This window comes from Vibrio sp. Y42_MX_L11 (assembly GCF_024181785.1).
Taxonomy (GTDB): Bacteria; Pseudomonadota; Gammaproteobacteria; order Enterobacterales; family Vibrionaceae; genus Vibrio; species Vibrio diabolicus.
In genome coordinates this window covers 114,073-139,191 of the sequence record NZ_JAMZAP010000002.1, presented here as the reverse complement: position 1 = coordinate 139,191, position 25,119 = coordinate 114,073, and the positions used below count along the sequence as shown (strand labels likewise).

At 45.3% G+C, this 25,119-nt stretch carries 23 protein-coding genes; 6 read left to right on the top strand and 17 right to left on the bottom strand.

Going from position 1 to position 25,119, the window contains the following annotated elements; translation table 11 throughout:
• Positions 1 to 119: 119 nt before the first annotated feature.
• Positions 120 to 1,499 (bottom strand): DNA repair protein RadA, encoded by a 1,380-nt coding sequence (gene radA, locus NL643_RS02475; protein WP_012841458.1) that lies wholly within the window; start codon positions 1,497 to 1,499, stop codon positions 120 to 122.
• A 136-nt stretch (positions 1,500 to 1,635) separates the two neighbouring features.
• On the opposite strand from radA, the gene NL643_RS02470 reads away from it, so the two are divergent.
• Positions 1,636 to 3,984, top strand: coding sequence for a PilZ domain-containing protein (locus tag NL643_RS02470; RefSeq protein ID WP_253643853.1), 2,349 nt, complete (start codon positions 1,636 to 1,638; stop codon positions 3,982 to 3,984).
• A 64-nt stretch (positions 3,985 to 4,048) separates the two neighbouring features.
• Here NL643_RS02470 and serB read toward each other — a convergent pair whose 3' ends face one another.
• Positions 4,049 to 5,029 carry a phosphoserine phosphatase gene (serB, locus tag NL643_RS02465; protein WP_046875038.1) on the bottom strand — a complete coding sequence of 327 codons (981 nt, stop codon included), beginning with the start codon at positions 5,027 to 5,029 and terminating at the stop codon, positions 4,049 to 4,051.
• Between the two features lie 91 nt (positions 5,030 to 5,120).
• On the opposite strand from serB, the gene NL643_RS02460 reads away from it, so the two are divergent.
• Positions 5,121 to 5,726: a YtjB family periplasmic protein gene (locus NL643_RS02460; RefSeq protein WP_041852892.1), complete on the top strand. Its 606-nt coding sequence runs from the start codon at positions 5,121 to 5,123 to the stop codon at positions 5,724 to 5,726.
• Between the two features lie 97 nt (positions 5,727 to 5,823).
• Here NL643_RS02460 and deoD read toward each other — a convergent pair whose 3' ends face one another.
• The 10 genes from deoD to NL643_RS02410 form a co-directional block, all read right to left on the bottom strand.
• Positions 5,824 to 6,543, bottom strand: coding sequence for a purine-nucleoside phosphorylase (gene deoD, locus NL643_RS02455; protein ID WP_006742381.1), 720 nt, complete (start codon positions 6,541 to 6,543; stop codon positions 5,824 to 5,826).
• A gap of 138 nt (positions 6,544 to 6,681) precedes the next feature.
• A complete protein-coding gene (locus NL643_RS02450; protein WP_253643852.1) occupies positions 6,682 to 7,902 on the bottom strand; it encodes a phosphopentomutase in 1,221 nt (406 codons plus the stop codon).
• A 68-nt stretch (positions 7,903 to 7,970) separates the two neighbouring features.
• Positions 7,971 to 9,299, bottom strand: a complete 1,329-nt coding sequence (deoA, locus tag NL643_RS02445; RefSeq protein WP_048625940.1) for a thymidine phosphorylase — start codon at positions 9,297 to 9,299, stop codon at positions 7,971 to 7,973.
• 96 nt (positions 9,300 to 9,395) lie between these two features.
• Positions 9,396 to 10,172 (bottom strand): deoxyribose-phosphate aldolase, encoded by a 777-nt coding sequence (gene deoC, locus NL643_RS02440; RefSeq protein ID WP_006742378.1) that lies wholly within the window; start codon positions 10,170 to 10,172, stop codon positions 9,396 to 9,398.
• 581 nt (positions 10,173 to 10,753) lie between these two features.
• Positions 10,754 to 12,037 carry a NupC/NupG family nucleoside CNT transporter gene (locus NL643_RS02435; RefSeq protein ID WP_006742377.1) on the bottom strand — a complete coding sequence of 428 codons (1,284 nt, stop codon included), beginning with the start codon at positions 12,035 to 12,037 and terminating at the stop codon, positions 10,754 to 10,756.
• 204 nt (positions 12,038 to 12,241) lie between these two features.
• The gene (locus tag NL643_RS02430; RefSeq protein ID WP_182032746.1) at positions 12,242 to 13,015 is read right to left on the bottom strand and encodes a TatD family hydrolase; all 774 of its coding nucleotides are present in this window, start codon (positions 13,013 to 13,015) and stop codon (positions 12,242 to 12,244) included.
• A complete protein-coding gene (locus NL643_RS02425) occupies positions 13,002 to 13,199 on the bottom strand; it encodes a DUF5363 family protein (RefSeq protein ID WP_253643851.1) in 198 nt (65 codons plus the stop codon). The genes NL643_RS02430 and NL643_RS02425 overlap by 14 nt, the downstream gene beginning before the upstream one ends.
• Before the next feature lie 95 nt (positions 13,200 to 13,294).
• The gene (gene prfC, locus NL643_RS02420; RefSeq protein WP_012841453.1) at positions 13,295 to 14,884 is read right to left on the bottom strand and encodes a peptide chain release factor 3; all 1,590 of its coding nucleotides are present in this window, start codon (positions 14,882 to 14,884) and stop codon (positions 13,295 to 13,297) included.
• 146 nt (positions 14,885 to 15,030) lie between these two features.
• Entirely contained in the window at positions 15,031 to 15,486 is a 456-nt protein-coding gene (gene rimI / locus NL643_RS02415) for a ribosomal protein S18-alanine N-acetyltransferase (RefSeq protein ID WP_005394641.1), read from the bottom strand.
• A 55-nt stretch (positions 15,487 to 15,541) separates the two neighbouring features.
• Positions 15,542 to 15,952, bottom strand: a complete 411-nt coding sequence (locus NL643_RS02410) for a DNA polymerase III subunit psi (RefSeq protein ID WP_005394642.1) — start codon at positions 15,950 to 15,952, stop codon at positions 15,542 to 15,544.
• Positions 15,953 to 16,102: 150 nt separating this feature from the next.
• Here NL643_RS02410 and NL643_RS02405 point away from each other — a divergent pair, with 150 nt between their 5' ends.
• Positions 16,103 to 16,549, top strand: coding sequence for a hypothetical protein (locus NL643_RS02405; RefSeq protein ID WP_253643850.1), 447 nt, complete (start codon positions 16,103 to 16,105; stop codon positions 16,547 to 16,549).
• 64 nt (positions 16,550 to 16,613) lie between these two features.
• Here the strand turns inward: NL643_RS02405 and NL643_RS02400 are convergent, their stop codons facing one another.
• Complete coding sequence (locus tag NL643_RS02400) at positions 16,614 to 17,117, bottom strand: GNAT family N-acetyltransferase (protein ID WP_253643849.1); 504 nt, start codon at positions 17,115 to 17,117, stop codon at positions 16,614 to 16,616.
• Complete coding sequence (locus NL643_RS02395) at positions 17,101 to 17,628, bottom strand: SCP2 domain-containing protein (protein ID WP_005394645.1); 528 nt, start codon at positions 17,626 to 17,628, stop codon at positions 17,101 to 17,103. The genes NL643_RS02400 and NL643_RS02395 overlap by 17 nt, the downstream gene beginning before the upstream one ends.
• Positions 17,629 to 17,990: 362 nt before the next feature.
• On the opposite strand from NL643_RS02395, the gene NL643_RS02390 reads away from it, so the two are divergent.
• The 3 genes from NL643_RS02390 to NL643_RS02380 all read left to right on the top strand — a co-directional run bounded on the left by NL643_RS02390 (position 17,991) and on the right by NL643_RS02380 (position 22,076).
• Complete coding sequence (locus NL643_RS02390; RefSeq protein WP_253643848.1) at positions 17,991 to 20,030, top strand: bifunctional diguanylate cyclase/phosphodiesterase; 2,040 nt, start codon at positions 17,991 to 17,993, stop codon at positions 20,028 to 20,030.
• Positions 20,031 to 20,163: 133 nt separating this feature from the next.
• Complete coding sequence (locus tag NL643_RS02385) at positions 20,164 to 21,177, top strand: peptidase U32 family protein (protein WP_124008478.1); 1,014 nt, start codon at positions 20,164 to 20,166, stop codon at positions 21,175 to 21,177.
• A 20-nt stretch (positions 21,178 to 21,197) separates the two neighbouring features.
• A complete protein-coding gene (locus tag NL643_RS02380; RefSeq protein WP_053809267.1) occupies positions 21,198 to 22,076 on the top strand; it encodes a U32 family peptidase in 879 nt (292 codons plus the stop codon).
• 53 nt (positions 22,077 to 22,129) lie between these two features.
• Here the strand turns inward: NL643_RS02380 and NL643_RS02375 are convergent, their stop codons facing one another.
• From NL643_RS02375 to nlpI, 3 genes are all read right to left on the bottom strand, one after another.
• Positions 22,130 to 23,476: an MATE family efflux transporter gene (locus NL643_RS02375; RefSeq protein WP_253643847.1), complete on the bottom strand. Its 1,347-nt coding sequence runs from the start codon at positions 23,474 to 23,476 to the stop codon at positions 22,130 to 22,132.
• Positions 23,477 to 23,600: 124 nt separating this feature from the next.
• Complete coding sequence (locus tag NL643_RS02370) at positions 23,601 to 24,023, bottom strand: MarR family winged helix-turn-helix transcriptional regulator (protein ID WP_005394653.1); 423 nt, start codon at positions 24,021 to 24,023, stop codon at positions 23,601 to 23,603.
• Positions 24,024 to 24,122: 99 nt separating this feature from the next.
• Complete coding sequence (nlpI, locus tag NL643_RS02365; protein ID WP_005394654.1) at positions 24,123 to 25,043, bottom strand: lipoprotein NlpI; 921 nt, start codon at positions 25,041 to 25,043, stop codon at positions 24,123 to 24,125.
• Between the last annotated feature and the right edge of the window lie 76 nt (positions 25,044 to 25,119).

The following is a 25,119-nucleotide window of genomic DNA, read 5'->3' as shown; positions in this document are numbered from 1 at the left end:
TAACGTGAAATTTCCGTCCCCAAAGCATAGTCAAACACAGCAATTTATGTACTTTATTCGCATTTTATTGAGGACGGATAGAACAGTTTGTGATTACACAAATACCATTCTTATGAGCATTACAGCTCGTCAAAAGCCTCTATAGCTTCCGACAATTTCTTAACGCCGTGAATTTGCATGCCAGGAATGCCGCCTTTCGGCATGTTGGCTGCAGGCACAATGGCTTTCTTGAAACCATGTTTGAACGCTTCATTCAAACGTTCTTGCCCACTTGGCACAGGACGGATTTCGCCTGCAAGCCCGACCTCACCAAAAATAACCACATCTTTGGGAAGTGGACGGTCACGAAAACTCGATAAAAGCGCCATAACTAACGCAAGATCGGCACTCGTCTCCGTCACCTTAACACCGCCAACCACATTAACAAAGACATCTTGGTCTGCCATTTGTAAGCCACCATGCTTATGCAACACAGCGAGCAAAAGTGATAAGCGGTTCTGCTCCAAACCGACCGCAACACGGCGAGGGTTTGCCAATTGCGAGTAATCCACCAACGCTTGAATCTCTACTAATAGAGGACGCGTACCTTCCCAAACCACCATAACAGAAGAACCAGATGTTTCTTCTTCACCACGAGAAAGGAAAATCGCGGATGGGTTACTCACTTCTTTCAACCCTTGGCCTGTCATTGCAAAAACACCGAGCTCATTCACAGCGCCAAAGCGGTTTTTATGACTACGCAATGTGCGAAAGCGGCTATCAGTACCACCATCAAGCAGCACTGAACAGTCTATAATGTGCTCAAGAACTTTAGGGCCCGCAAGGGTACCATCTTTTGTTACGTGACCAACAATAAATACCGCGACGTTATTCTGTTTTGCGTATCGTGTCAGAGCAGTCGCAGATTCACGTACTTGAGCAACACTGCCCGGTGACGATTGGACATCTGAAACGTGCATTACCTGAATCGAGTCAATCACCATAATGCGAGGTTGCTCTTTTTCGGCAATTTGGCAAATTTTGTCGACGTTCGTTTCCGATAGCATTTTTAAATGATCTTTTGGCAAGCCTAGTCGAGAAGCTCGCATTGCTACCTGCTGCAACGATTCTTCACCGGTTACATAGAGCGTTGGCATTTGCGCAGACAAACTACACATGGTTTGCAGCAGCAAGGTGGATTTACCCGCGCCAGGGTTACCACCAATCAAAATAGCGGCGCCGGGTACAACGCCCCCACCTAATACGCGGTCAAGTTCTTTAAACCCACTGGTGAAGCGTGGCACTTCCTGCAGATCAATTTCGGATAACGTTTGAACTGTAGCTTCTGTTGCGGAGCCCGCGTAGCCGGATAAACGTTCATTACGAGCAACCGTTGGCGATGCAGCGATACGGACTTCTGTTATCGTATTCCACGAACCACATGCGTTACACTGCCCCTGCCAACGGGGAAAATCCGCGCCACAATCATTACAAACATACGCTCGTTTTGCTTTCGCCATGATGCCTCGATTTTTTCTACAAATGTGACTAAGCACAGCCAAGTCAGACCTTAACTGAAATGAACTATTGATATACTTAAGTTTTACTTCGCTTAGCCGATACAATTTAAAGTAACGACATACTCTAACAGAAATAATGCAGCAATCTGAAATTCTCTCGATCGCAGAACGACTCATTCCCGTTTACGGTTCGGATGACTTTGACTTTGTCCTTGGCCAATTGACCGAGGAAGAGCCGCCTTCGGCCAAAATCTTAGTGAAAATGGAACTTAACCGCTTGATGGCTCCGTGCACAAAAAGCATCGATCTGCGCGGTCGCGTCCAAGGTGAATGTCGCGAGTATATTTTGGATGGTATTCCACATTGGTTAGATGACGTTGCTTTCAACGCTTACCATAAAAACATCAAAAAGTTTGGCGGCTACACTGAGGGAATGTGGGAAGCTTTGGTCAACACGCGGAATAACTTTCGCGTAATGAGCAAACGTCTTACTCAACAAAAAACGCAATCGTTAACGGATCCTAAAAGCCCTTTCTTAGCGGAGCCTGTTCACCTCGGCTATGACTTAAAGCGCCAAGAAAAGCGCTTGAAAGTCCAATCTCAAGTCGAGATTTGCCGCTCTAAAGGGCAACTTCTGCATGGGTTAAGCATTGACTTATCCTGCTCTGGCGCAAAGTTCAAAGTCCCAAGTGCGTTTAAATATAACCTTGGGGAGATTATTCAGGTCACGTTTACTGAATTTGCCAGCAAATCTCAGGTTGCCGGAATAGAGAAACCGCTGGCGTACCGCATACTTGCGGTTGATGACTGTTACGAGAATGACTCAGTTCGATACCTCAGAACCATACGTTTAACTGAAACCAATGTCGTTACTCGAGTGATCGATGAAGCGCTCAACAGCGCAGCGAAAAGAGCTCGTCACGATAATCAAGATAAGATCATTCGAGCTCGAACTCGTGGTTATGAGCACATCGCGCTTAAGCACACCAGCAGCTTACCCCTATTCTTTGATGGCAGTGAGCTGAAACTCGCTATGTTGACGCCAAACAATCAAAAGCTTTGGCAGTACTGGCATGATGAAAGGAACCAGCAAATGTTTGGGTCCTTATTTAATGAGAAGCGAGTCGCGTCACTCATTAAACCTGGCGTTAAAGGCACCACAAACGTCCTTTATTCATTTACTCACGAGCACGAAAACCGAACCTATTTCTATTCGATGCTTCGTCCTGAGGCCACTCGTGAACAACGCCAGCTATTTTGGCATTTAGGTGCTAAACGTGAAAGTTGGCGCGCGTTTAGAATTTCGATATTTGAACTGTCAGAGCAAGAACAGGAAGACTTAGCCGCTTTCTCTCCGGAGTTAGCTGAAACGTCCCAATCATTGACTCACATTGGCATCTTGCAAGAAATTGCTGACGAAAAATCAGGGCAGGATTATCTGCTCACTGAAAAGCCGCGCTTACCCGCAAATACGTTAAATGCATTTCGCCATCCGAGAAGAATTATAGGCAACCCGAAAGGCATTTATTTTGATGCCAAGTCTCGTCGTAAAGAGCCACGTTACCGATTTAAGACCCCAATAGAACTGCGTTCTGGGCCCGTCACAGCGATCGGCAGCACCGTCGATATTTCAAAGCGAGGGCTCGGCATTAAACTGGACGAACCTACCATGTTGCGCTCTGGGCAAGAGGTTCAGGTCAACTTTCGAGAGTTACAACTCTACGACAAAAAGCTGCCTTTAACGTCGGTGCCATACCGGGTAATTCGTGTTAGCCCAGATGGCTGTAGCGTACAGTTAGTTATTGATGAAAGCAGCCACACCATTAAAGTGATCGCCTTTTTCAACAGCATTATCGAACACAATCAAGATAAGTTGATCCCGCAAAAAGAGATGCTACCGAGTAATGCGTTACTTGAAAGACTGCACAGCATGTTGCTCTCTCGAACTCTGAGCACACCCATTTTTATCAGTAAAACAGCGTCGTCTTCAATCAAAACCCCCATTATTGGGGTGAATTTGCCGCTACCTAAGCACATTGAGCTTTTTGCACGCCTTGGGCACGATCAATTGTTGTCACTTGAACCTATCTTTAAAGGTCGAACAAGCACATTAATCGCAGAGCCGATAAAGCGTGTAGAGGGAGCTAAAGCAAGGCATCAGGATATTTACATTAGCGCAGCCAAAGTCGGCAATAAAATTACAGGCATTGAGTCTAAGCTTCATCAAGAGTTCAACAGCGTAAAAGAACGGATTCAATTTATAAAGAAAGCGCGAATGATGGGTGACTTCTACGTGATTCGCTTATCTACAGCCCCAATTTTCGATCCGATGACATCGTTGCTGCAACAAGATTTAAGTGACTTAACCCAATTTGGTGTACATCAAGCGAGCAAATTAGAAAAGGAGCTGACCGCTTTGGTCGGTTACAGTGAGTTTGAAGACATTACGGAAGAGGTTGTAATTAGATTGGAGTTAACCGAGTAAATTTAGAGCCATACTAAGTCAACGAAAAACACCGCCAGAAAGGCGGTGTTTTTGAATGGATAAATTAAGGTTTTGCTTTCCAGCTGACCTTTTGCTGCTTCACCAGTGCACCAGATAAAATACAGAGCACACCGCCTAAGCCTGCAAAGCGAATCGCAGATTGCGCTTGAGCTTCCACTTTAGGTTTTGCGTGGTACGCGATACCTAAACCAGCGACCGACATCATCACAAGATCGTTAGCGCCATCACCGACAGCAACCGTGTTGTGCTGCTCAATTTCGTATTCATCCGCCAACTCCACCAGGATATCTGACTTCATCTGCGCGGTAACCACATCGCCAAGTACGTTCCCCGTGAGCTTACCATCAATGATTTCTAACTGATTAGAGCGAGCAAAATCTAAATCGACTTTATCTTTGATGTAATCCGAGAAGTAAGTAAAACCACCGGAAGCAATCGCTGTTTTCCAACCTAGTGCTTTTAACGTTGCGATTAACGCTTCAAAGTCCGGCATAAATGGCAATTGGGAACGAACTTGTTCAAGAATTGATTCATCAGCACCTTTGAGCTTGCCTACGCGTTGACGCAAACTTTGCTCAAAATCCAGTTCACCTTGCATCGCACGTTCAGTAACTTCTGCAACCTCATCCCCGACTCCGGCCAATTTTGCGATTTCATCAATACACTCTATCTGGATTGCCGTTGAGTCCATGTCAAATACAATCAAACCTTGGGTTGAGAGATCTGGAACTTCATTAAGCGAGGCGTAATCCAAGTTGAGGCTTTGTAAGATCGTTTCGTGTTGAGGGGTCAACTCTCCTGCCATCAAGGCGACTTCATATTGGCCAACTTTCCACGTTTCTAACACGGGGTTGTAGACACCTGTGAAGAAATCAATGTCTTCAAAATGACGTGGCGAAAGGTATTCTGCAAACACTATCCAGTTTGCTTTTGCTTTATCTAGTTGGGAGGCAAATCGAGTCTCGGGTAATCGTTTTAAAAGTGTCGTATGTTTTCTGATAGGCAAGCTTTTTGACGCGTCCATGTATATAATCCCTTATGACTTTGCTAAAACGTTACCTCAACAAACTAAAAAGGCAAGTCTTTGTTTTATTTTAAATGGATGAGTAAAGAGCATGAGTGAATCCTTGTTCTCAGTAAGGAATGCCCTAAGAATTCTGGCACTAATCCTACTGTGTGTGATGTTGTTTATCACGATCAAAAACAGTGTTGTGATCAGTAAGGGCAACGAGAAAATTCAAGCACAGCAGCTTGAGACACTCACCAAAGTTTTGATTTCACAGGCGTCTCTTTCTGCCAGTGAAATGATTTTGACCAAAGATCAAGAACGCTTACTTAAGCTGACAAACCAGCTAGCACAAGACCGTTTGGTGTTTGATGCGACAATATATGATGCACAAGGCGTACGTTTAGCGTCTAGTGAAGATGCGCTATCGGTACGCGAAGTTTTAGGCTTAGACACGCCTTTGGCAACAGCTTCCATTGGCCGCCAGCAGTTGGTTGAACCAGTATTTGCCGATGAAGCACTCATCGGTTTTGTTCGCGTTACCTTTGAGACAGGTCGTGTAACCGCGATTTCTGACCACCACTATCGTAAGAGTGATCGCTACATGTACATGATGGTGCTAATGAGTTTTGTGTGCGGCATGTTATTCATTATGATTTTACGTAGACAGCCTATCCGCCGTAAAAAAGCGCAAAACCTACTGCTAACCAAATAGTCAGTCGGTAATCAACATCTAATACAAAAACAGCCCGCATTGTGCGGGCTGTTCTTTTAGTTCTTAATGTCAAGAAACTAAGATGACTCTTTGTCGCTTATTCTTCGTCGCCTAGCAATACTGAATCTAGTGCGATTAGCATCATGTCGTTGAATGTTGTTTGACGCTCATCAGAAGTTGTTTGCTCACCCGTTTTGATGTGATCTGAAACCGTACAGATTGTCAGAGCTTTTGCACCGTATTCTGCCGCTACGCCGTAAATGCCCGCCGCTTCCATTTCAACACCAACAATGCCGTACTTGTCCATTACGTCGAACATTTCTGGATCTGGCGTGTAGAAAAGCTCCGCTGAAAATAGGTTACCGACTTTCACATCAATGCCACGTGCTTTTGCTGCGTCTTCTGCCGCGCGAACCATTTTGTAGTCTGCGATTGCTGCAAAGTCATGACCTTTAAAACGGATACGGTTCACTTTAGAATCCGTACACGCGCCCATACCGATCACAACATCACGCACTTTGATGTCTTCGTTTACTGCGCCACAGCTACCAACACGGATGATTTTCTTCACGCCGAAGTCTTTAATTAGCTCCGTTGCGTAAATCGAGCATGATGGGATACCCATACCGTGGCCCATAACCGAGATCTTACGGCCTTTGTATGTGCCTGTGTAACCGAACATATTACGCACATCACACACTTGCACAACGTCTTCAAGGAAGGTTTCTGCGATGTATTTTGCACGTAGCGGGTCACCCGGCATCAGTACGACGTCTGCGAATGCACCCATTTCAGCATTGATATGTGGAGTTGCCATTTTCTTTTCCTTAACCTTTCTCTAGCGCTCCGCGCTTAAGGCGATATAAGCCAGAGTATTCTCATTTCCGACAAGCAGTACTTGCATACTGCAAACATAAAACTAGGAGCATTCAGCTCCTAGTTTTCAATATCCTAATTATAGGAAATTCTTACCGTAATCCATTGGAGAAGTACCGAAGTAGCTCGCCAATGTTTGGCCGATGTCTGCGAATGTTTCGCGGCGGCCAAGAGAGCCCGCTGGCACTTTTTGACCGTAAACCAATACTGGGATGTGCTCACGAGTATGGTCAGTACCTGGCCATGTTGGGTCACAGCCGTGATCTGCTGTTAGGATAAGCACGTCATCTTCACCCATCAGTTCTAGCACTTCATTGATGCGACCATCAAAGTACTCAAGCGCTGCAGCGTAACCCGCCACATCACGACGGTGACCGTAAGCTGAATCGAAGTCGACGAAGTTAGTGAATACGATGCTGTTATCACCCGCTTCTTTGATCGCTTCTTTCGTTGCTTCAAATAGTGCTGGAATGCCTGTTGCTTTGGTTTTTTTAGTGATCCCACAACCAGCATAAATATCTGAAATCTTACCGATGGAATGAACCTGACCGCCCTTCTCATCAACTAACTTTTGTAAGATAGTCGCTGATGGTGGCTCTACAGATAGGTCACGACGGTTACCCGTACGCTCAAATTGACCTTTACCCGGGCCAATGAATGGGCGCGCGATTACACGGCCGATGTTGTAATCTTCTAGTTCTTCACGCGCAATTTGGCAAAGCTCTAGTAAACGGTCTAGACCGAATGTCTCTTCGTGACAGGCGATTTGGAATACAGAGTCCGCAGAGGTGTAGAAGATTGGCTGCCCAGTCTTCATATGCTCTTCACCCAAGTCATCAAGAACTTGAGTACCAGATGCGTGGCAGTTACCTAGGAAACCGTCAAGACCCGCGCGCTCAAGGATGCGATCCGTCAGCTCTTTAGGGAAGCTGTTTGATTTGTCTGTGAAGTAACCCCAGTCAAACAGAACAGGAACACCTGCGATTTCCCAGTGACCAGACGGCGTATCTTTACCAGAAGAAAGCTCTGCTGCGTGACCGTACGCACCAATGATTTCGGCATCTGCGTCTAGGCCAGGTGCGAAGCGACCTGTTGACTCTTTATGTGCCATTGCCAAACCTAACTTAGATAGGTTTGGAAGGCGAAGTGCGCCTTGACGTTGGTCGTTATCTGCTAAGCCTTTTTCGCATTGTTCTGCGATGTGGCCTAGTGTGTCTGAACCTACATCACCAAATTTCTCAGCGTCAGCGGTTGCACCAATACCGAATGAGTCTAGTACTAAAATAAATGCTCTTTTCATTGCTCGTTCCTTAGGCCCACTCGGCTTTTTATTATGGTTGAGTAGGCCTTGTGTAATTACTTGTTCTATTAAATATCTTCTGCACGAATTTGGCGGTAAACCTCTGGAGTTGGTGTGTACTCACCACCTACTTTGATTGCACTGCGCAGTGCTTTTGCCGCTTCTTCCCACTGCTCTTCGCTGCGAGCGTGGATAACGGCAAGAGGTTTATCGCTATCTGCAACTTCACCCAAGCGGATGAACTCGTCGAAACCTACGGCATAGTCGATTTCATCAGTAGCAACACGGCGACCACCACCCATAGCAACGACAGCCATGCCAATCGCACGCGTGTCCATTGCTGAAACAATGCCCGTTTCCGTCGCGTAAACTGGCTTGATGATTTCCGCTTTTTCTAGGTAGTTATCGTAGTTTTCTACGAAGTCTGCTGGGCCGCCAAGACCAGCAACCATCTTGCCGAAGCATGCTGCTGCTTTGCCGTTGTCTAGTGCTTCCATCAATTTCGCACGTGCGTCTTCTGTGTTCTCAGCCAGTTTGCCAAGTACCAGCATTTCTGCACAAGAAGCCATGGTAACTTCAAGTAGGCGTGGGTTACGGTATTCACCAGTTAGGAAACGAACCGCTTCACGAACTTCCACCGCATTACCTGCCGAAGAGGCCAATACTTGGTTCATGTCTGTCAGGATTGCAGTGGTCTTAGTACCCGCACCGTTTGCTACTGCAACGATTGATTTCGCTAGCTCTTCAGACGCTTCGTAAGTTGGCATGAATGCACCAGAGCCGACTTTAACGTCCATCACTAGCGACTCCAGACCCGCCGCCAATTTCTTAGAAAGAATGGAAGCCGTGATCAGAGAAATGTTGTCTACGGTTGCGGTAATATCACGAGTCGCGTAAACACGCTTATCCGCTGGAGCAAGGTCACCAGTTTGACCGATGATCGCCACGCCTGCATCTTTAGTTACTTGCCCAAACACATCGTTGCTTGGTGTGATGTTGTAGCCTGGAATAGACTCAAGCTTATCTAGCGTACCACCTGTGTGGCCAAGACCACGGCCAGAGATCATTGGTACGAAACCGCCGCATGCTGCCACCATAGGGCCAAGCATCAAAGACGTTACGTCACCCACACCGCCGGTAGAGTGTTTGTCGACAATTGGGCCACCAAAGTTCATGTGGCTCCAGTCGATAACCATGCCCGAATCACGCATTGCACACGTTAAGGCGATGCGCTCGTCCATGGTCATTTCATTGAAGAAAATCGTCATAGCAAACGCCGCGATCTGACCTTCAGATACGGTGTTATTTGCTACGCCTTGAATAAAGAAGTTGATTTCGTCTGCGGTAAGTACTTCACCGTCACGTTTTTTACGAATGATTTCTTGTGGTAAATACATTAGTGCCTCCCATGCTCTCGTGAGCAATGGTTAAGTAGGATAGAAGAGGTTTGGTAGCACCCGTTTAGGTGCTACCGTTCAGACATATTATTGGGATTAGTACGCTGCTGGATCAGCGGTTTCGTCTGTCACTTCTAATGTATTTAGTAGGTTAGTTAGCAGGCTAGACGCACCGAAACGGTAGTGACGGGCATCAACCCAGTTGTCACCTAGGATTTCGTCAGCCATTGCTAGGTATGCAGCTGCGTCTTCAGCAGTGCGCACACCACCTGCTGGTTTGAAACCAACAGTTTCTGCAACACCCATGTCGCGAATCACTTCAAGCATCATGCGTGCATATTCTGGTGTTGCGTTTACTGGCACTTTACCAGTTGAAGTTTTAATGAAGTCAGCACCTGCTTCAATACAGATTTGAGATGCTTTCTTGATTAGTGCTTCTTCTTTTAGTTCACCTGTTTCGATGATCACTTTAAGAAGAATGTCACCACAAGCTTCTTTACATTGCTTAACTAGCTCGAAGCCTACTTTCTCATCACCCGCCATTAGCGCGCGGTAAGGGAAAACTACGTCAACTTCGTCTGCACCGTAAGCAACCGCCGCTTTTGTTTCAGCAACTGCGATTTCAATGTCGTCGTTACCATGTGGGAAGTTCGTTACTGTTGCAATACGAACCTCTGGCGTACCTTGCTCACGAAGTGTCTTCTTAGCAATAGGAATAAAGCGAGGGTAAATACAAATTGCAGCTGTGTTGCCTACTGCTGTTTTCGCGTCATGACATAATGAGATCACTTTTGCATCAGTGTCATCGTCATTCAACGTAGTTAGGTCCATAAGTTTAAGTGCACGTAGCGCTGCTGCTTTTAAATCGCTCATTTCTATCTCCGATCAATATTCAAAAAATTCACTACTCAGCCTTACATCACGTCTCTAACTATAATCAACAAGTCGAGACAATGTGAGTAAATGGCTAAACAGTCTATTAATGAACGGACTTGGTTCCCTGAAGACTCGGCATATACAGCGAAAATTTCATATGCCAATTGCTATCCTTGTCACCGCACAGTACCAGTTTGGCCTATGGCACAACAATCTATGATTGCGGTGTCTTTAATATCACATCACACAGCAAAACGCCTATTAGATCTGATATTGCTGGGCAAGTCATTTGCCCATCGATTATGTAATATTCATTACGTGATTAAGTATCAACCTTAACCACTATCCTGTGATTAATACATTATAGAGTTTCACCGCAAAACTGTAGCACCAAATAGAGCGCAAACGGTTTGTATCTCAAAATTTCCTAGCCCCTATTCCATCGGCTGCGTAACTCCTAGACTGAGTCCGGCACCCGGTGAGATTTTGGAGCCCGAAAAACGAAAAATGCCCCGCAGCAATCTCTTGCTACAGGGCATGATGTAAAACGGCGTCTATATATTAAGAACCGATTCTAATTATAGTGCTGCAAGGCTTAAGCAGAAGCCTGCAATTGTCGCTGCCATAAGGTTAGACAACGTACCTGCAAGAACAGCTTTAACACCCATGCGAGCGATGTCACTACGACGGTTTGGTGCAAGGCTACCTAGACCACCAAGTAGAATCGCGATAGAAGAAAGGTTCGCGAAACCACATAGTGCGAATGAGATGATAGCTGTTGTCTTCTCAGACATTACTTCACCAGTTGCCGCGATTACTTGAGCGTTTTCACCTAGGTATGGTGTGAAGTTCAAGTAAGCAACGAATTCGTTCACTACGATTTTCTGACCGATGAATGAACCAGCAGTTACTGCTTCAGCCCATGGAACACCGATTAGGAATGCTAGTGGAGAGAATGCGTAACCTAGGATTAGCTCTAGCGTTAGTTCTGGCATGCCGAACCAACCACCGATGCCACCTAGCATACCGTTGATCAGCGCGATTAGACCAACGAATGCGATTAGCATTGCACCTACGTTAAGCGCAAGTTGTAGACCAGAAGCCGCACCGCCCGCTGCTGCGTCGATTACGTTTACTGGTTTGTCGTCGCCGCCGTCCATCGCTTCTTCGATACTTTCGTGAGGCTGGTCAGTCTCTGGGTGAAGGATTTTAGCGAATAGTAGACCACCTGGTGCCGCCATGAATGATGCTGCTACTAGGTACTCTAGTGGAACACCCATTGAAGCGTAGCCCGCTAGTACACCACCAGCAACAGAAGCTAGACCACCACACATTACCGCGAATAGCTCTGATTGAGTCATTTTTGGAACGAATGGACGAACAACTAGAGGTGCTTCTGTTTGACCTACGAAAATGTTTGCTGCTGCTGACATTGATTCCGCACGTGAAGTGCCCAGCGCTTTTTGTAGTGCGCCACCAAGAATCTTGATAACCCATTGCATAACGCCAATGTAGTAAAGAACTGAAATCAGTGCAGAGAAGAAGATCAGTGTAGGAAGAACACGGAATGCGAAGATGAAACCGCCGCCGCCGAATACTTCGAACATCTTGTCAGAAACAAGACCACCGAACAGGAATGATGAACCATCGTTACCGTAGTTGATAACGTTAGAAACACCTGAAGAGAAACCGTTTAGTAGATCACGGCCCCAAGGTACATACAGAACAAATGCACCTAATGCGAATTGGATAGCGAATGCGCCACCCACAGTTCTTAGATTGATAGCTTTTCGGTTATTAGAAAATGCCACTGCAATCGCAAGAAGCACTACCATACCGATTAGGCTCATAAACAGGCTCATAGTTTATGACTTCCTTATAAGTTATTTATTGGCGTGTTACAAAATGGAGCTATAAAGCGGGAGCAATTATACTCATGCAGAATCAATTAAAGTAATGCCAGCCTCACACTTTCCTATAAGATTCATGATTGATTCAGCCAGCTTTGTGAGTTAATTCACAATAAGCAGGAAAACGTTTTCTATTTCAAACCACATCTTTAGATTTTATTCACATATCGAGAAAGCAAAATTGCTATTTTTCCATAACTGAGAAGCAATCGATTGCTTTGAGCCGTTATGCAACTCTACGAGCTCATTAAAGACGTGGATGAGTTTGGCTGGGTGATTCGACTCCCCTTGATACCCAAGTATAGGCATATCCGGTGCATCTGTTTCGATCACGAGATGTTTGAGTGGTAATTTTTGAATTGCGTCGCGCGTTTTCTTCGCTCTTGGGTAGGTGATGGTTCCTCCTACACCGATAAAAAAACCTAATTTGACCCACTCCATTGCTTGCTGATAACTCCCAGAGAAAGCATGTAGCACACCGCCCCGAGGGAGCTTCGCCGCTTTAACTATTTGAATAAGGCGATTGTGCGCTTTTCGGCTATGTAAAATAACTGGGAGTTCGAAGCGTCTAGCCAGTTCAAATTGAACTTCAAGTGTCTCTTCTTGCAACTGTGGGTCAACATCAATGGCAAAATCTAGCCCACACTCTCCTATTGCCACGCACTGGGGAGCATTTTGTTTTAGATAATGTTCCAATTCAGCAAAGTGCTGCTCGACGTTATCTTCAAGAAAATACGGATGAAACCCAAGGGCATAATACAAATTGGCATGTTGATCTGCCAAGGTTTGAATACGAGCCCAGTTTTGAGGTCCCACTGACGGAATCAGAATTCTTGTCACGCCTTGCGTTTGAGCTAGCTGAAGTTGATGTGCAAAGTCACCTTGGAATACATCAAAGTCAAAGTGACAATGGGTATCAAAGAGCTTCATCTTGAGACTTTTTATCTGTACAAACAAGCTGAGAATCAGAAAATAGCAGAGCTTCACTGTTCTCTTCATTTTGATGGGCAGGATCTTTTCTATACGGAACGCAGCTGCGTTTTTGATCGGGGGTTAGCCCCATCTCCTTGCACCAATCGTCGTAACGCTTCAATCCTCGTTTAAACCAGTTCATATCTCATCCTTATAAAAAACGCCCTTGGCTAAGTTTATAGCCAAGGGCGTTTTAAAATCTAGTTTGCGTTAAAGCTTACCCAAACCGCTTTTTGATTAGTGCTCACGCGTCGCACGGAAATCAATATCAGGGAAACGCTCTTTCGCCAAGTTTAAGTTAACCATTGTTGGTGCAATATACGTTAGGTTATCACCACCATCCAATGCTAAGTTTGCTTGGTTCTTACGTTGGAACTCATCCAGTTTCTTCGCATCATCACACTCAACCCAACGCGCAGTTGCAACGTTAATGCCTTCATAAATCGCTTCAACGTTATATTCAGACTTCAAACGAGCCACAACAACATCGAACTGAAGTACACCAACGGCACCAACGATCAGATCGTTGTTTTGTAGTGGACGGAATACCTGTACCGCACCTTCTTCTGATAGTTGCACCAAGCCTTTTAGTAGCTGTTTCTGCTTTAGTGGATCTTTCAAACGAATACGACGGAACAATTCAGGCGCAAAGTTTGGAATACCAGAGAACTTCAGTGACTCACCTTGCGTGAAAGTATCACCAATTTGAATAGTGCCGTGGTTATGCAGCCCAATGATGTCACCCGCGTAAGCGTGTTCTGCACGTGAACGGTCACCAGCCATAAAGGTTACTGCATCAGAGATACTCACCTGCTTGCCAAGACGAACGTGGTTCATCTTCATACCCTGCGTGTAAGTACCCGATACAATACGCATGAATGCGATACGGTCACGGTGTTTCGGGTCCATGTTTGCTTGGATTTTGAATACGAAACCAGAGAACTTCTCTTCTGTCGCTTCAACTTCACGCTCAACCGCCTGACGCGTTTTCGGTGCTGGCGCCCACTCTGTTAGACCATCTAGCATGTGGTCTACACCGAAGTTACCTAATGCGGTACCGAAGTAAACTGGCGTCAGGTCACCTGTTAAGAACATTTCCAAATCAAACTCAGGGCAAGCACCCATAACAAGCTCAAGCTCTTCTCGAACACTTTCCGCAAGGCCTGCACCGACTTTTTCATCAAGCTCTGGGTTATCTAGACCTTTGATGATTCGAACTTCTTGAATCTCATGACCGTGACCAGATTCGTATAAAATCGTTTCATCACGGTGAATGTGATACACACCTTTAAACTCTTTACCACAGCCGATTGGCCACGTGATAGGCGCACACATCATGCCCAATTCGTTTTCTACTTCGTCCAATACTTCCATTGGATCACGAACGTCACGGTCAAGTTTGTTCATAAAGGTCACGATTGGCGTATCGCGTAGACGGGTTACTTCCATCAGCTTACGAGTACGATCCTCGACACCTTTCGCAGCATCGATAACCATCAAACACGAGTCGACTGCCGTTAGAGTACGATATGTATCTTCCGAGAAGTCTTCGTGTCCAGGAGTATCAAGTAGGTTTACCAGGCAATCATTGTAAGGGAACTGCATCACAGACGTGGTTACCGAGATACCACGTTCCTTTTCCATTTCCATCCAGTCTGATTTTGCGTGCTGTGCATTACCACGACCTTTAACCGTACCTGCTTTTTGAATCGCGTTTCCGAATAAAAGGACTTTTTCAGTAATGGTGGTTTTACCCGCATCCGGGTGAGAAATAATAGCGAACGTTCTACGTTTAGACACTTCGCTTAGAAAAGGTGTATTTGACATGAAACTGGTCTTCTTTGATGTCTGAATGCTTGCTCGAAAAGCAAACACGCTTTTTAGATTCAATATTGCGCGGTATTCTCGCTTATTATTGCCTCAGGGGCAACTGATCGCTTTAGGGGCGACCTCCCTTATGGGATGCGTTAACGTTAGTGAAAGAAGAGATAACTCATGATGATCGCATCTTCTTTTCCCGTGCCAGTTTTCGCAGGGTAATAGTTATGACGTCGATCAACTTCATTGAATCCAGCTTGTTCATAAATATAAATAGCAGGCTTATTACTCTCTCGCACCTCAAGCCAAGCACTCTCCGCTTTTGATTGCTCACAATGTTCTAAAAACGCATCCAAAAGTTTTTGACCATAGCCTTTACCCTGAAGATGCGGCGCGATAGCAATATTCAGCAACGTAACTTCACCGACAATATTCTGCGCATAGAAGTAGCCAATCACCATCTCGCCATCGAGCATCACATGATGACATGCTCCACGGCTGGATAAATCACGTACCAAAGACTCTGCCCACGGATGCGAGTGTGCTTGCTGCTCAATTTGCCAAACTTGATCTAAGTGCTCAGCGCACATTGGTAAGATTTTAGTTGTCATTATTTACCTAGGGGTTCATGTGCAATACCAATTGCAGTAAAACGGGAATTAATGCTTATTTGCTCGAATTGTTGTAAGAACAAATCTGTTGCCAAAGTGCACGTTTTTGTTGGGTATTCCCATCCACATCTTGCAACAATGGCGATGTCAGCGGTTTAGTGTCAGGCAATACTTCGGCTTCACACCCTGCAAACCAAACCCACTCAAGCTCGTGCTGGCCAAGTAATGGAAATCGCTCTGGCTCAATATGTAACGCTTGGTCAAGCGTTAACTTCATACTCTTTAGGATGTTTTCAAACAAAACCGCCGTCTCATTCTCTGGACATACCGGAGAGATCAACAGGAGTTTGCAAGAACTTTGCAAATCGATTTTTGGCGATTGGTAACCTGCCAATCTATCTGGGTGTACCAGCTCCCATGTGCTGATGCCCATTTCGTGTAAATACTGTTTCTCGTTAATTGACATTTTCCGTCACCTATTTGAACGAGGGCAATCCTAACAAATAATCGTGATTATACCTAAAGGACTTCAAGGAACACCTCAATACATTGGAATGATTGAACTGTTCTGCCTATGACAATGGCCACACCGTAGGTATAACATATGAGGTACATTATGAAATTCTTACCTACACTGCTGCTTTGCGCACTGGTAGCCACCACCAGCATGAGTGTTTTTGCTAATAGCAGCGATGAGTGGGAGCTGATTGCAACGAAAACCGTCAAATTCCAAACAGAAACGGATACCGTGACACCAAATAGTCTATTCCGAAATCGCAGCTTCAGTAAAATTAAACTGAAATGTGTGCAGGGCACGGTAGACATTAACGACTTAAAAGTCGTGATGACGGACGGTAGTGAGAAAAAGCTAACCTCTATGGGTGTGCTAACAAGTGGATTATCGACTCGTGCATGGAGCCTTCCTGGCTCAAAAGAAGCGAAGCTAAAACAGATTGAAATGACTTACAGCAGTTGGGGCAGCAGAAAACTCAATGTTTTAGGGCTAAGTAAGAAAGCAAAAATAGAGGTTTGGGGTAAGAAGAAAAGTGACCAGCCATCCTAATCTCCCTATCTCAGTTTTCAATGAACTAAGAAAGAAGCCCACTGAGTTAGTGGGCTTCTTTCATTTACAGTTCAGAGAACTCTGGCGCGTAATCTATGCGTCCGGAGTGTCCGGCACATTGACCTTGGACCAACTCTGCGATACGAAATGCACCTTTAGGAACATCCCAAGCGCATTCGAATCCCATCTCGTCGCATGATTGAAAGCCCTGGCGCGCGTAATAATCAGGATCGCCCAACACCACACACACTGGATAGCCAAAATCACGAAGTGAATCAAAACCTTCTTTGATCAACTCTGCAGCGATGCCTTGGCGACGGTAATCTTCATGAACAGCCAATGGCGCCAGCCCTTGCCACGACAAATCTTCACCATTTAAGGTCACTGGGCTAAATAAAGCATGGCCTATCACCTCTCCCTCATCTGTACACGCGACTAAGGAAAGTGTGAATTTGCTGTTTTCGCGCAAACGCATCACAAGCTTAGCTTCAGCTTCCGTCGGGAAGGCGTGTTTCAATAAGCGGTCAATGGTAAGAATGTCCGCAGGGGCTTCAGTTCGAATAAGCATTCGCTACTCCGGTTGGTTGTGCAGGCGCTTGAACTCCTTTCTGAACAAAATCAGCCAATTGATTCAAAGCGACTTGCATTGCTTTCGGTAACTGCTCTAAGTCGACACTGTCCATTAAGTTTTTCACTTCTAAGCCAAGCTCAGTATCGCCTTCAATTGAAAGACGACGTTGGAAGAACAGTGTGTCAGGGTCTTCTTTACGACCAGCTATCAGTACTAGGTCGTTTAGATTACCACTAAAACTCACATCTTCCTGAACTGGTTTTTCAGCTACCACTAATTTTTCGTCTTGATAGCTGATGTACCATGCTAAGTTCAAGTCTTTAATCGCAACTTTTAACCACTTGTCTTCAAGGAACTCAAAGTCACCATCTTCCAAGGCTTCTTTAAACACCATTTTTAGCCCTTCCAGCAATGCTTTTTGCTGAATTGGCTGTGGTAATAACTGGACTGGAGAACGCAAAATGTTGGCTGCGTTCTTTACTAGTTGACTGCGAATCTTGTTTAACACGTTCATTATCCGTTACTTTGTCATTAGGTTGCCTATATTAAGCAATCGTGGCAATGAGATTACTGTTATGTATCAATAAAGTGCTTATTTTAGATTGGTTGATTATTGTTCACTAACGCTTCTTTTTTTGAAGTTACGTGTATTATTGATGCGAACAGGTGGATAAACACTTTTACAACCGTATTTTCAAAGTTATAGTTATCTGAGCGTATCCATGTGATTGTCGACTGTAAAGTTAAAACCGCGAGCCCTTTAATGGCAAGCGATACTGGACTTGATAGTAGACCGCCGCAGGCTTATCAGGGTGTCGCTTTTTATACACGGACGAATAATCTGGCTCATTGGAGATCGGTAATACCCTAATGCCTTCCCAGCAATTAAAACATTGGTTTGCCACGCTAACCTCAAATAGCCCTTTCTTCTTTGCTATTCTTGATAAAAAACACAATTATCGAATGGTAAGTGACCGTTACTGCGATATCGCAGGTTTAAGTCATGAGGAAATCATCGGCTTAAACGATTGCCAGGTACTGGGTGAGCAGTTTTATAAAAAGCTGGCCCCTTACTATCAGCGTGCATTCAAAGGAACGCATGTCGAAGCCGAAATCACCCTCGATGAAACCGACCTTGAAACCAGCCTGCACTTTAGTCTGTCACCGGTTTTTGAAGGTAACGAAATTCGCTTTGTCGTTTTTCACGCCGTGGATACTTCAGAAAAGCAGATCCTCGTACGCTCCTTAGAGGAGTCCGAAAGTAAGTTTGCGAAATTAACACAACTACTGCCTGACGGTCTGCTGCTTATCGAAGATGACATTATCATCTCTGCCAACCCTGCATCAGCACGCCTTCTGGGACTGAACTCTCCCCATGAGTTGCTAGGCGAAGAGCTCAGCCGTTTATTCATCGATGAAAACAGCAAGAAAGTGTTTAGTCATCGTTTGAGTACATTAATTTCTGACAAGCCTTTTGTTTGCTTAACCAGCGCGAGATGTGGCTTTGAACGAAAAGTTCAGTTACACGCTGATTCCACGGCGATATTAGGCAGCGAGTCTCAAATCATCTTGATCCAAGACGCTGACGATACACCTAAGAATTTGTCTTCTGCATCGAATGAAGACATGCATATTGATTCGCTCACCAAACTCTACAACCGCTTTGGTTTTACCAAACGTTTGGAACAGCTGATCAAAAAGCAAACGCCGCTTCTGGTGTTCTATTTGGATATCGATAACTTCAAAAACATTAATGACTCACTTGGTCACCACATTGGCGATAAAGTGATTCAAGAGGTATCGGCCCGTCTTAAACGATTGCTGCCAAATCAAGCGATTATTGGTCATTTGGGTGGCGATGAGTTTGGCGTCATTCTGCCAGAACCAGAAAATACCCGCATGGCTGAAATTTTGTCAGATCGCATTATCTCGTTGATCAACCAGCCTTTCGACTTGCACCACTTCAGTAAACGCCTTGCGTGCTCAATTGGTAGCGTTCGTTACCCTGAAGACGGGCAAGATGCGAGAATCCTGCTACAAAATGCCGATACAGCGATGTATGAAGCCAAAGATCGTGGCCGAAATCGCCTGATCAAATTTAACGACCAGATGAACAAAGAAGCGCGCATGCGTTTGTGGCTTGAAATCGAACTGCAAAAAGCATTGCAGCAGAACGGTTTAGAAGTGTGGTATCAACCAAAGGTTAACGCGCGTGACTTCAGTATTAACGGTGCCGAAGCGCTCGTTCGTTGGAAACACCCTGTCGAAGGTTACATTAGCCCAGGTTCATTCATTCCTGTCGCCGAGCGTGCAGGGTTAATCGAACACCTTGGACGCGTCGTGATGCGTGATGTTTTCAATACGGTAAAACGTTGGAAACAACAAGGCATACTGCCAGGTCGTGTCGCTATCAACCTCTCTCCCGAGCAATTTGGTAACCCACAGCTGATCGACTTTATGGAAAAGTTACTTCGCACTACCGAGCTTGACCCAAGCTGCATTACCTTCGAGCTAACCGAAAGTGCCGTGATGAGTGATAGCGAGCATACACTGCAAATGCTGAATGCGATTAAGAAGCTGGGCTTCGCCCTCTCTATCGATGACTTTGGTACCGGTTACTCTTCCCTTTCCTACTTAGCGCGCTTCCCTATCGACGAGCTAAAAATCGACCGCGCGTTTATTAACGATATCGACACGCTACCCAAACAGGTCACTGTGATTGAAAACATCATTAATCTGGGTAAGTCACTCGACTTGACGGTCGTTGCCGAGGGGGTGGAAACCCACCAGCAAGCTACTTTGCTCTCTAACCTTCAATGTAATGCGATTCAAGGATTCCATTTTTATCGCCCACAGCCAAAACATGAAATTGAAGAGCTGTTTGTACAGAATCGTCGTCATAAGAACTAACCCCGACTCGATACCCTTACTCTCAAGGGGTAAATATCGACTTTATTGAGCTAAACCTAACTTAGGTCAATTTCGCTATTCATAATTCTTCATAAAATGCGGACACCTTTTTATTCTCAATGATTGTGAGCATATGGAACTCTTGTGTCCCGCGGGTAACCTGCCTGCGTTAAAAACTGCGATTGATTGCGGTGCCGATGCCGTCTACATTGGCTTCAAAGATGATACCAACGCCCGTCACTTTGCTGGCCTCAACTTTAACGGCAAAAAGTTAGAAAAAGCGGTGCAATACGTTCACGACCGCGACAAAAAAATTCATGTCGCGTTGAATACCTTCGCTCATCCCAATGGCTTTGAGCGCTGGACGAACGCGGTAGACAATGCAGCGGCACTGGGTGTGGACGCGCTGATTGTTGCAGACATTGCAGTGCTGGAGTACGCGGCTCGCAAATATCCCGATCTGGAACTACACCTTTCAGTGCAAGCATCAGCGACTAACGTCGCAGCCATTGATTTTTATAAACAAAACTTCAACGTAAAACGTGTGGTACTACCTCGCGTCTTATCGATTCATCAGGTGAAACAGCTTTCGCGCAACATCACTAGCGATGTCGAATTAGAAGTCTTTGCTTTTGGTAGCCTTTGTATTATGTCCGAAGGCCGTTGTTATTTGTCATCATACATGACGGGTGAGTCACCAAACACTGTGGGTGCCTGTTCTCCTGCCAAATACGTTCGTTGGCAAGAAACTGAACAAGGTCTTGAGTCTCGTCTAAACAATATCCTAATTGACCGCTACTGCGCAGGAGAAAACGCGGGCTACCCTACACTTTGTAAAGGTCGTTTTGAAACAGAAATTGATGGTGAGAAAAAACGCTATCATGCTCTGGAAGAGCCAACCAGTTTGAACACCCTTTCGATGCTGCCAGAACTGTTTGCCGCTAATGTCGCATCTGTAAAAATTGAAGGGCGCCAACGCAGCCCAGCTTACGTAGAGCAAGTCACTCGAACATGGCGAGCCGCGATTGATCGCTACCAAGCCAACCCAGAAGCTTACCAAGTTGAAGCCGCATGGGATGCGACGCTCGCAAATGTGTCGGAAGGAACGCAAACCACCTTAGGTGCTTACCACCGTAAATGGCAGTAGAGGTTAAGATGGATAACTCAATGAAATACGCACTTGGCCCACTACTCTATTTTTGGCCAAAACAAGATGTAGAAGCCTTCTACCAACAAGCAAAACAAAGCTCTGCAGACATTATTTACCTGGGTGAATCGGTTTGCTCTAAACGCAGAGAAATGAAATCAGCCCACTGGTTGGAAATCGCTAAAGACTTATCTGCCTCTGGCAAACAAGTCGTTATCTCTACGATGGCGCTACTGGAAGCACCGAGTGAAGTAAACATCATGAAGAAGTACATCAATAACGGTGACTTCGCCATTGAGGCTAATGACGTATCGGCGGTTCAATTAGCATCAGAGCATAAAGTGCCTTTCGTCGTTGGTCCTGCAATCAATACTTATAACGCACACACGCTCAACTTATTTTTGAAGCAAGGTATGATGCGTTGGTGCATGCCTGTCGAGCTCTCTCGCGAATGGTTAAACGATACTTTAGTTCAGTGTGACGAGCTGGGTATTCGTAACAAGTTTGAAGTTGAGGTATTTAGCCACGGTTATTTACCTTTAGCGTATTCCGCTCGCTGTTTCACAGCCCGAGCTGAAAACCGAGCGAAAGACGATTGCGAAACCTGCTGTATCAAATACCCAACAGGAATCCAGGTCAGTAGCCAAGAAGGGCAAGAAGTCTTTAACCTTAACGGCATTCAAACGCAATCAGGGTATTGTTATAACCTGATCAATGACTTACCAAGCATGCAAGGGCTGGTTGATGTGGTCCGCTTAAGCCCTCTCGGTGTGAGTACACTTTCTGAGTTAGAGCATTTTCGCTCAAACGAGCACGGCGACAACCCTGAAAAACTTGAAAGCCGCCAATGCAATGGCTATTGGCATCAGCTAGCTGGCTTAGAAGTAAAAAACATTTAGCTCTCCAAAAAAGAAAAGCGAGGCCCAACCTCGCTTTTCTCTATCAGCCATTGTTAACAGGCTTGCACTGTTGGCTCAGCCGAAGTTTCGTTTAGCAGCTTTTTCACGTCCCGCCACAACATACTGACCACGACTAAACTCAGCGCAATATTGGACAATGGGAAAGCCAGCCAAATGCCTGTCACGCCAAACAGTTTCGGCATAACGAATAAAAACGGCAGTTGAACCAACATGTTGCCTAGTGTCACAAACATGGCTTTGCTGCCTTTGTTTACCGATTGGTAGTACGCAGCCGCCACGACTAAAAAGCCATCTAGGAACAACGCAAACATGTGTAAACGAATCCCGATCACCGTGCTATCAATCAACTGCTGATCAGCATTGTTAAACACCGAGACCAACTCGTACGGGAAAAGGTTCATCAAACCCACAAACGCTACACCACCAAGCACAGATGTCCCCATTGCGACTTGCAGTAATTTTCTGACGTTCGCCGGGTTGCGCGCCCCGTGATTGAAGCTCACTAGAGGTTGCATACCGTTCGCGATTCCCTCTGCAATCAGATAGTAAACCGTCACGATGTACCCCAAAATAGCATACGCCCCGATCAACATTGCACTTCCGTACTGAGCAAATAATGCGTTGTGCATTGCCACCATCACAGAACCGTACGCGTACATAAAGAAGCTAGATGTACCGATCATTATAATCTTTGGTGCAACATCAACTTGAAACTTAAAGTCACTGATTCGAAGGCGTAAGGTCGCTTTTGAAGTAAAGAAGTAACCAATACCAAGCACGGTTACCACCAATTGTGCCAGCGCTGTAGCAATGGCCGCTCCGGTTAACTCCCACCCCAACCAAGCAATAAATACGTAGTCTAATACAATATTAATGACGGCACCGATGACCATCAGCATCGTTGCTAAGTTCGGGCTGTCGTCATTGCGTAAAAGAAATGGAACCGCGATAGAGCCTAGCGTAAATACGCACGCGACAATCAGAATATGCAGATATTGCAGCGCGAGTTCAAACACTCGCCCTTCCGCCCCCTGCCAGCGAATAAATTCATCAGCAAAATAGAACAATATGGTAGCAACGACCGGCATCAATATCGCTAACAACCCCAATCCGGTCGTTAAAATACGCTTCGCACCTTCATGATCGTTTTCTCCTTGCTTAATCGACGTTAGCGCACCAGTCCCCACCCCAATCATCATCCCTATACCGAGGATAGAACCGATGATCGGCCACGCAACATTGATCCCTGCTAATCCGTCAGCACCAACATAACGGCCAATAAAAATGCCATCAACTATTTGATATAAACCGTTCACGAGCATTGCTGCGACGGTTGGAATCGTATATTTCCAAAACTGTCTATAAATTGAGTTTTGCATGACTGCCACCAGTAGTTAGCAAAGCTAACCATTTAATTAGCAAGACTAACTAAATGGTTAAATTAAATAAAAGAAAAATGAAACACCAAAGGCTAATGCGTACAGCGGAGGCCTTTGGTTTAATTTAAAATGACTTATTGCTCAATGCTTTATTCAGTAAAGCTTGTAACTGCTCAGCTTCTTGCTGATTTAATTGTTGCATCATTTGTTCAGAGATATCTTTGTAAACCACCTGCTCCAAAGACATTTTTTCTGCGACTTCTTCTGTCAGCAATACACGCTTAGCACGGGCATCCTCATTACATGCGATGCGTTTCACCAAACCCTTTTTTTCCAAACGAACAACCATTGTCGATGCGGAAGGCTTAGTCACTTGCAACTCTTCTGCAAGATCGGTTATTCGTACACCCTCAGGGTAAACCTGAATCACACGTAAATAATCGAACTCATTAAAGCTTAGATGTGATAACGGATCTTCTTTGGCATAAACACGCCAAGCTTTGGCGCAAAAACGCTCTAAATCAATCAAGCTTTCTTCTAGTGCCATAAAATCCACCACCACTTAGTTAGCAAGGCTAACTATTTTAAATGAGTCACTCATCAAGTTCAATCATAAAAAAAGCCGCTCTCATCGAGCGGCTCTAAATCATTCCATTTCCTGCTTTTTAGCGGCCTTTAGCTTGGCCAATCTGTCTTGCTGTAATTGATCGTAGATTTGTGCCAGTTCCAAGAAGGAATAACGGTGCTCAACATAATCATAAACGTTAAACGAAATCGCGAGCTTATAAAGTGAGATGGCACTTGCGATGTCACCTTCAAGCTGATTACGCTTTCCAAGGTAGAAATACGTTTCCGTCAATCGTTCAGCTAGGCGATAGTTCTCTCTCGTTCCATCCATAATGGCTTTAAGAGCGTCTTCGTCCGAGACGTCTCGCAGCATGATGGCAACAAGAACCCATCCCCACTCTTCACTACGATCTCGTAAATAACGCTGTTGAAGATTGGCTTTTGCTTGCTCTGGATTTTGCTCAGCTTCGATGATGTACAGCCATAATGAACGAAAAGGATCCGTTGGCATTTCTTGATAGTGCTTGGTCATATCTTCTAAAGCGAGATCGATTCGGCCACCATAATACAGTGCAATCGCACGGTTGCGCTCAGCATAGGTATTATCCGGAGCCAACTCTATGGTCGAGTCAAACGCTTCATAAGCCGCGTCAAACTCACCCACTTGGGTGAAATACACCCCCAAAAGATTGAAGATATCCGGTTGAGCAGGATTCAACTGCAAAGACTGGTTAAAGTCCAAACGGGCAAGATCACGCAAACCAACGCTATCGTAGTAGCTACCGCGCTCATAATGCATTTTAGCGCGTACTTCATCACTGAGATCAGGACGTTGTAGCAACTGCGATAAACGCGCGATTTGTACTTCTTGTTGAACGCTAGGCTGAAGTGGCACCGCCATCGGTGGATATAGCCACTTTTGTGCTGATTGCTGAGAAGTATTTGCACAACCGGTCAGCGCGATAGCAACACATAAACTTGCGGTTTGAAACCATTTCACTAATTGATACTCCTGTTTGGACCGCTCAAAATTTATTTCTCTTAATGCAATATAGGCGATAACCTTGTTTGAGGTT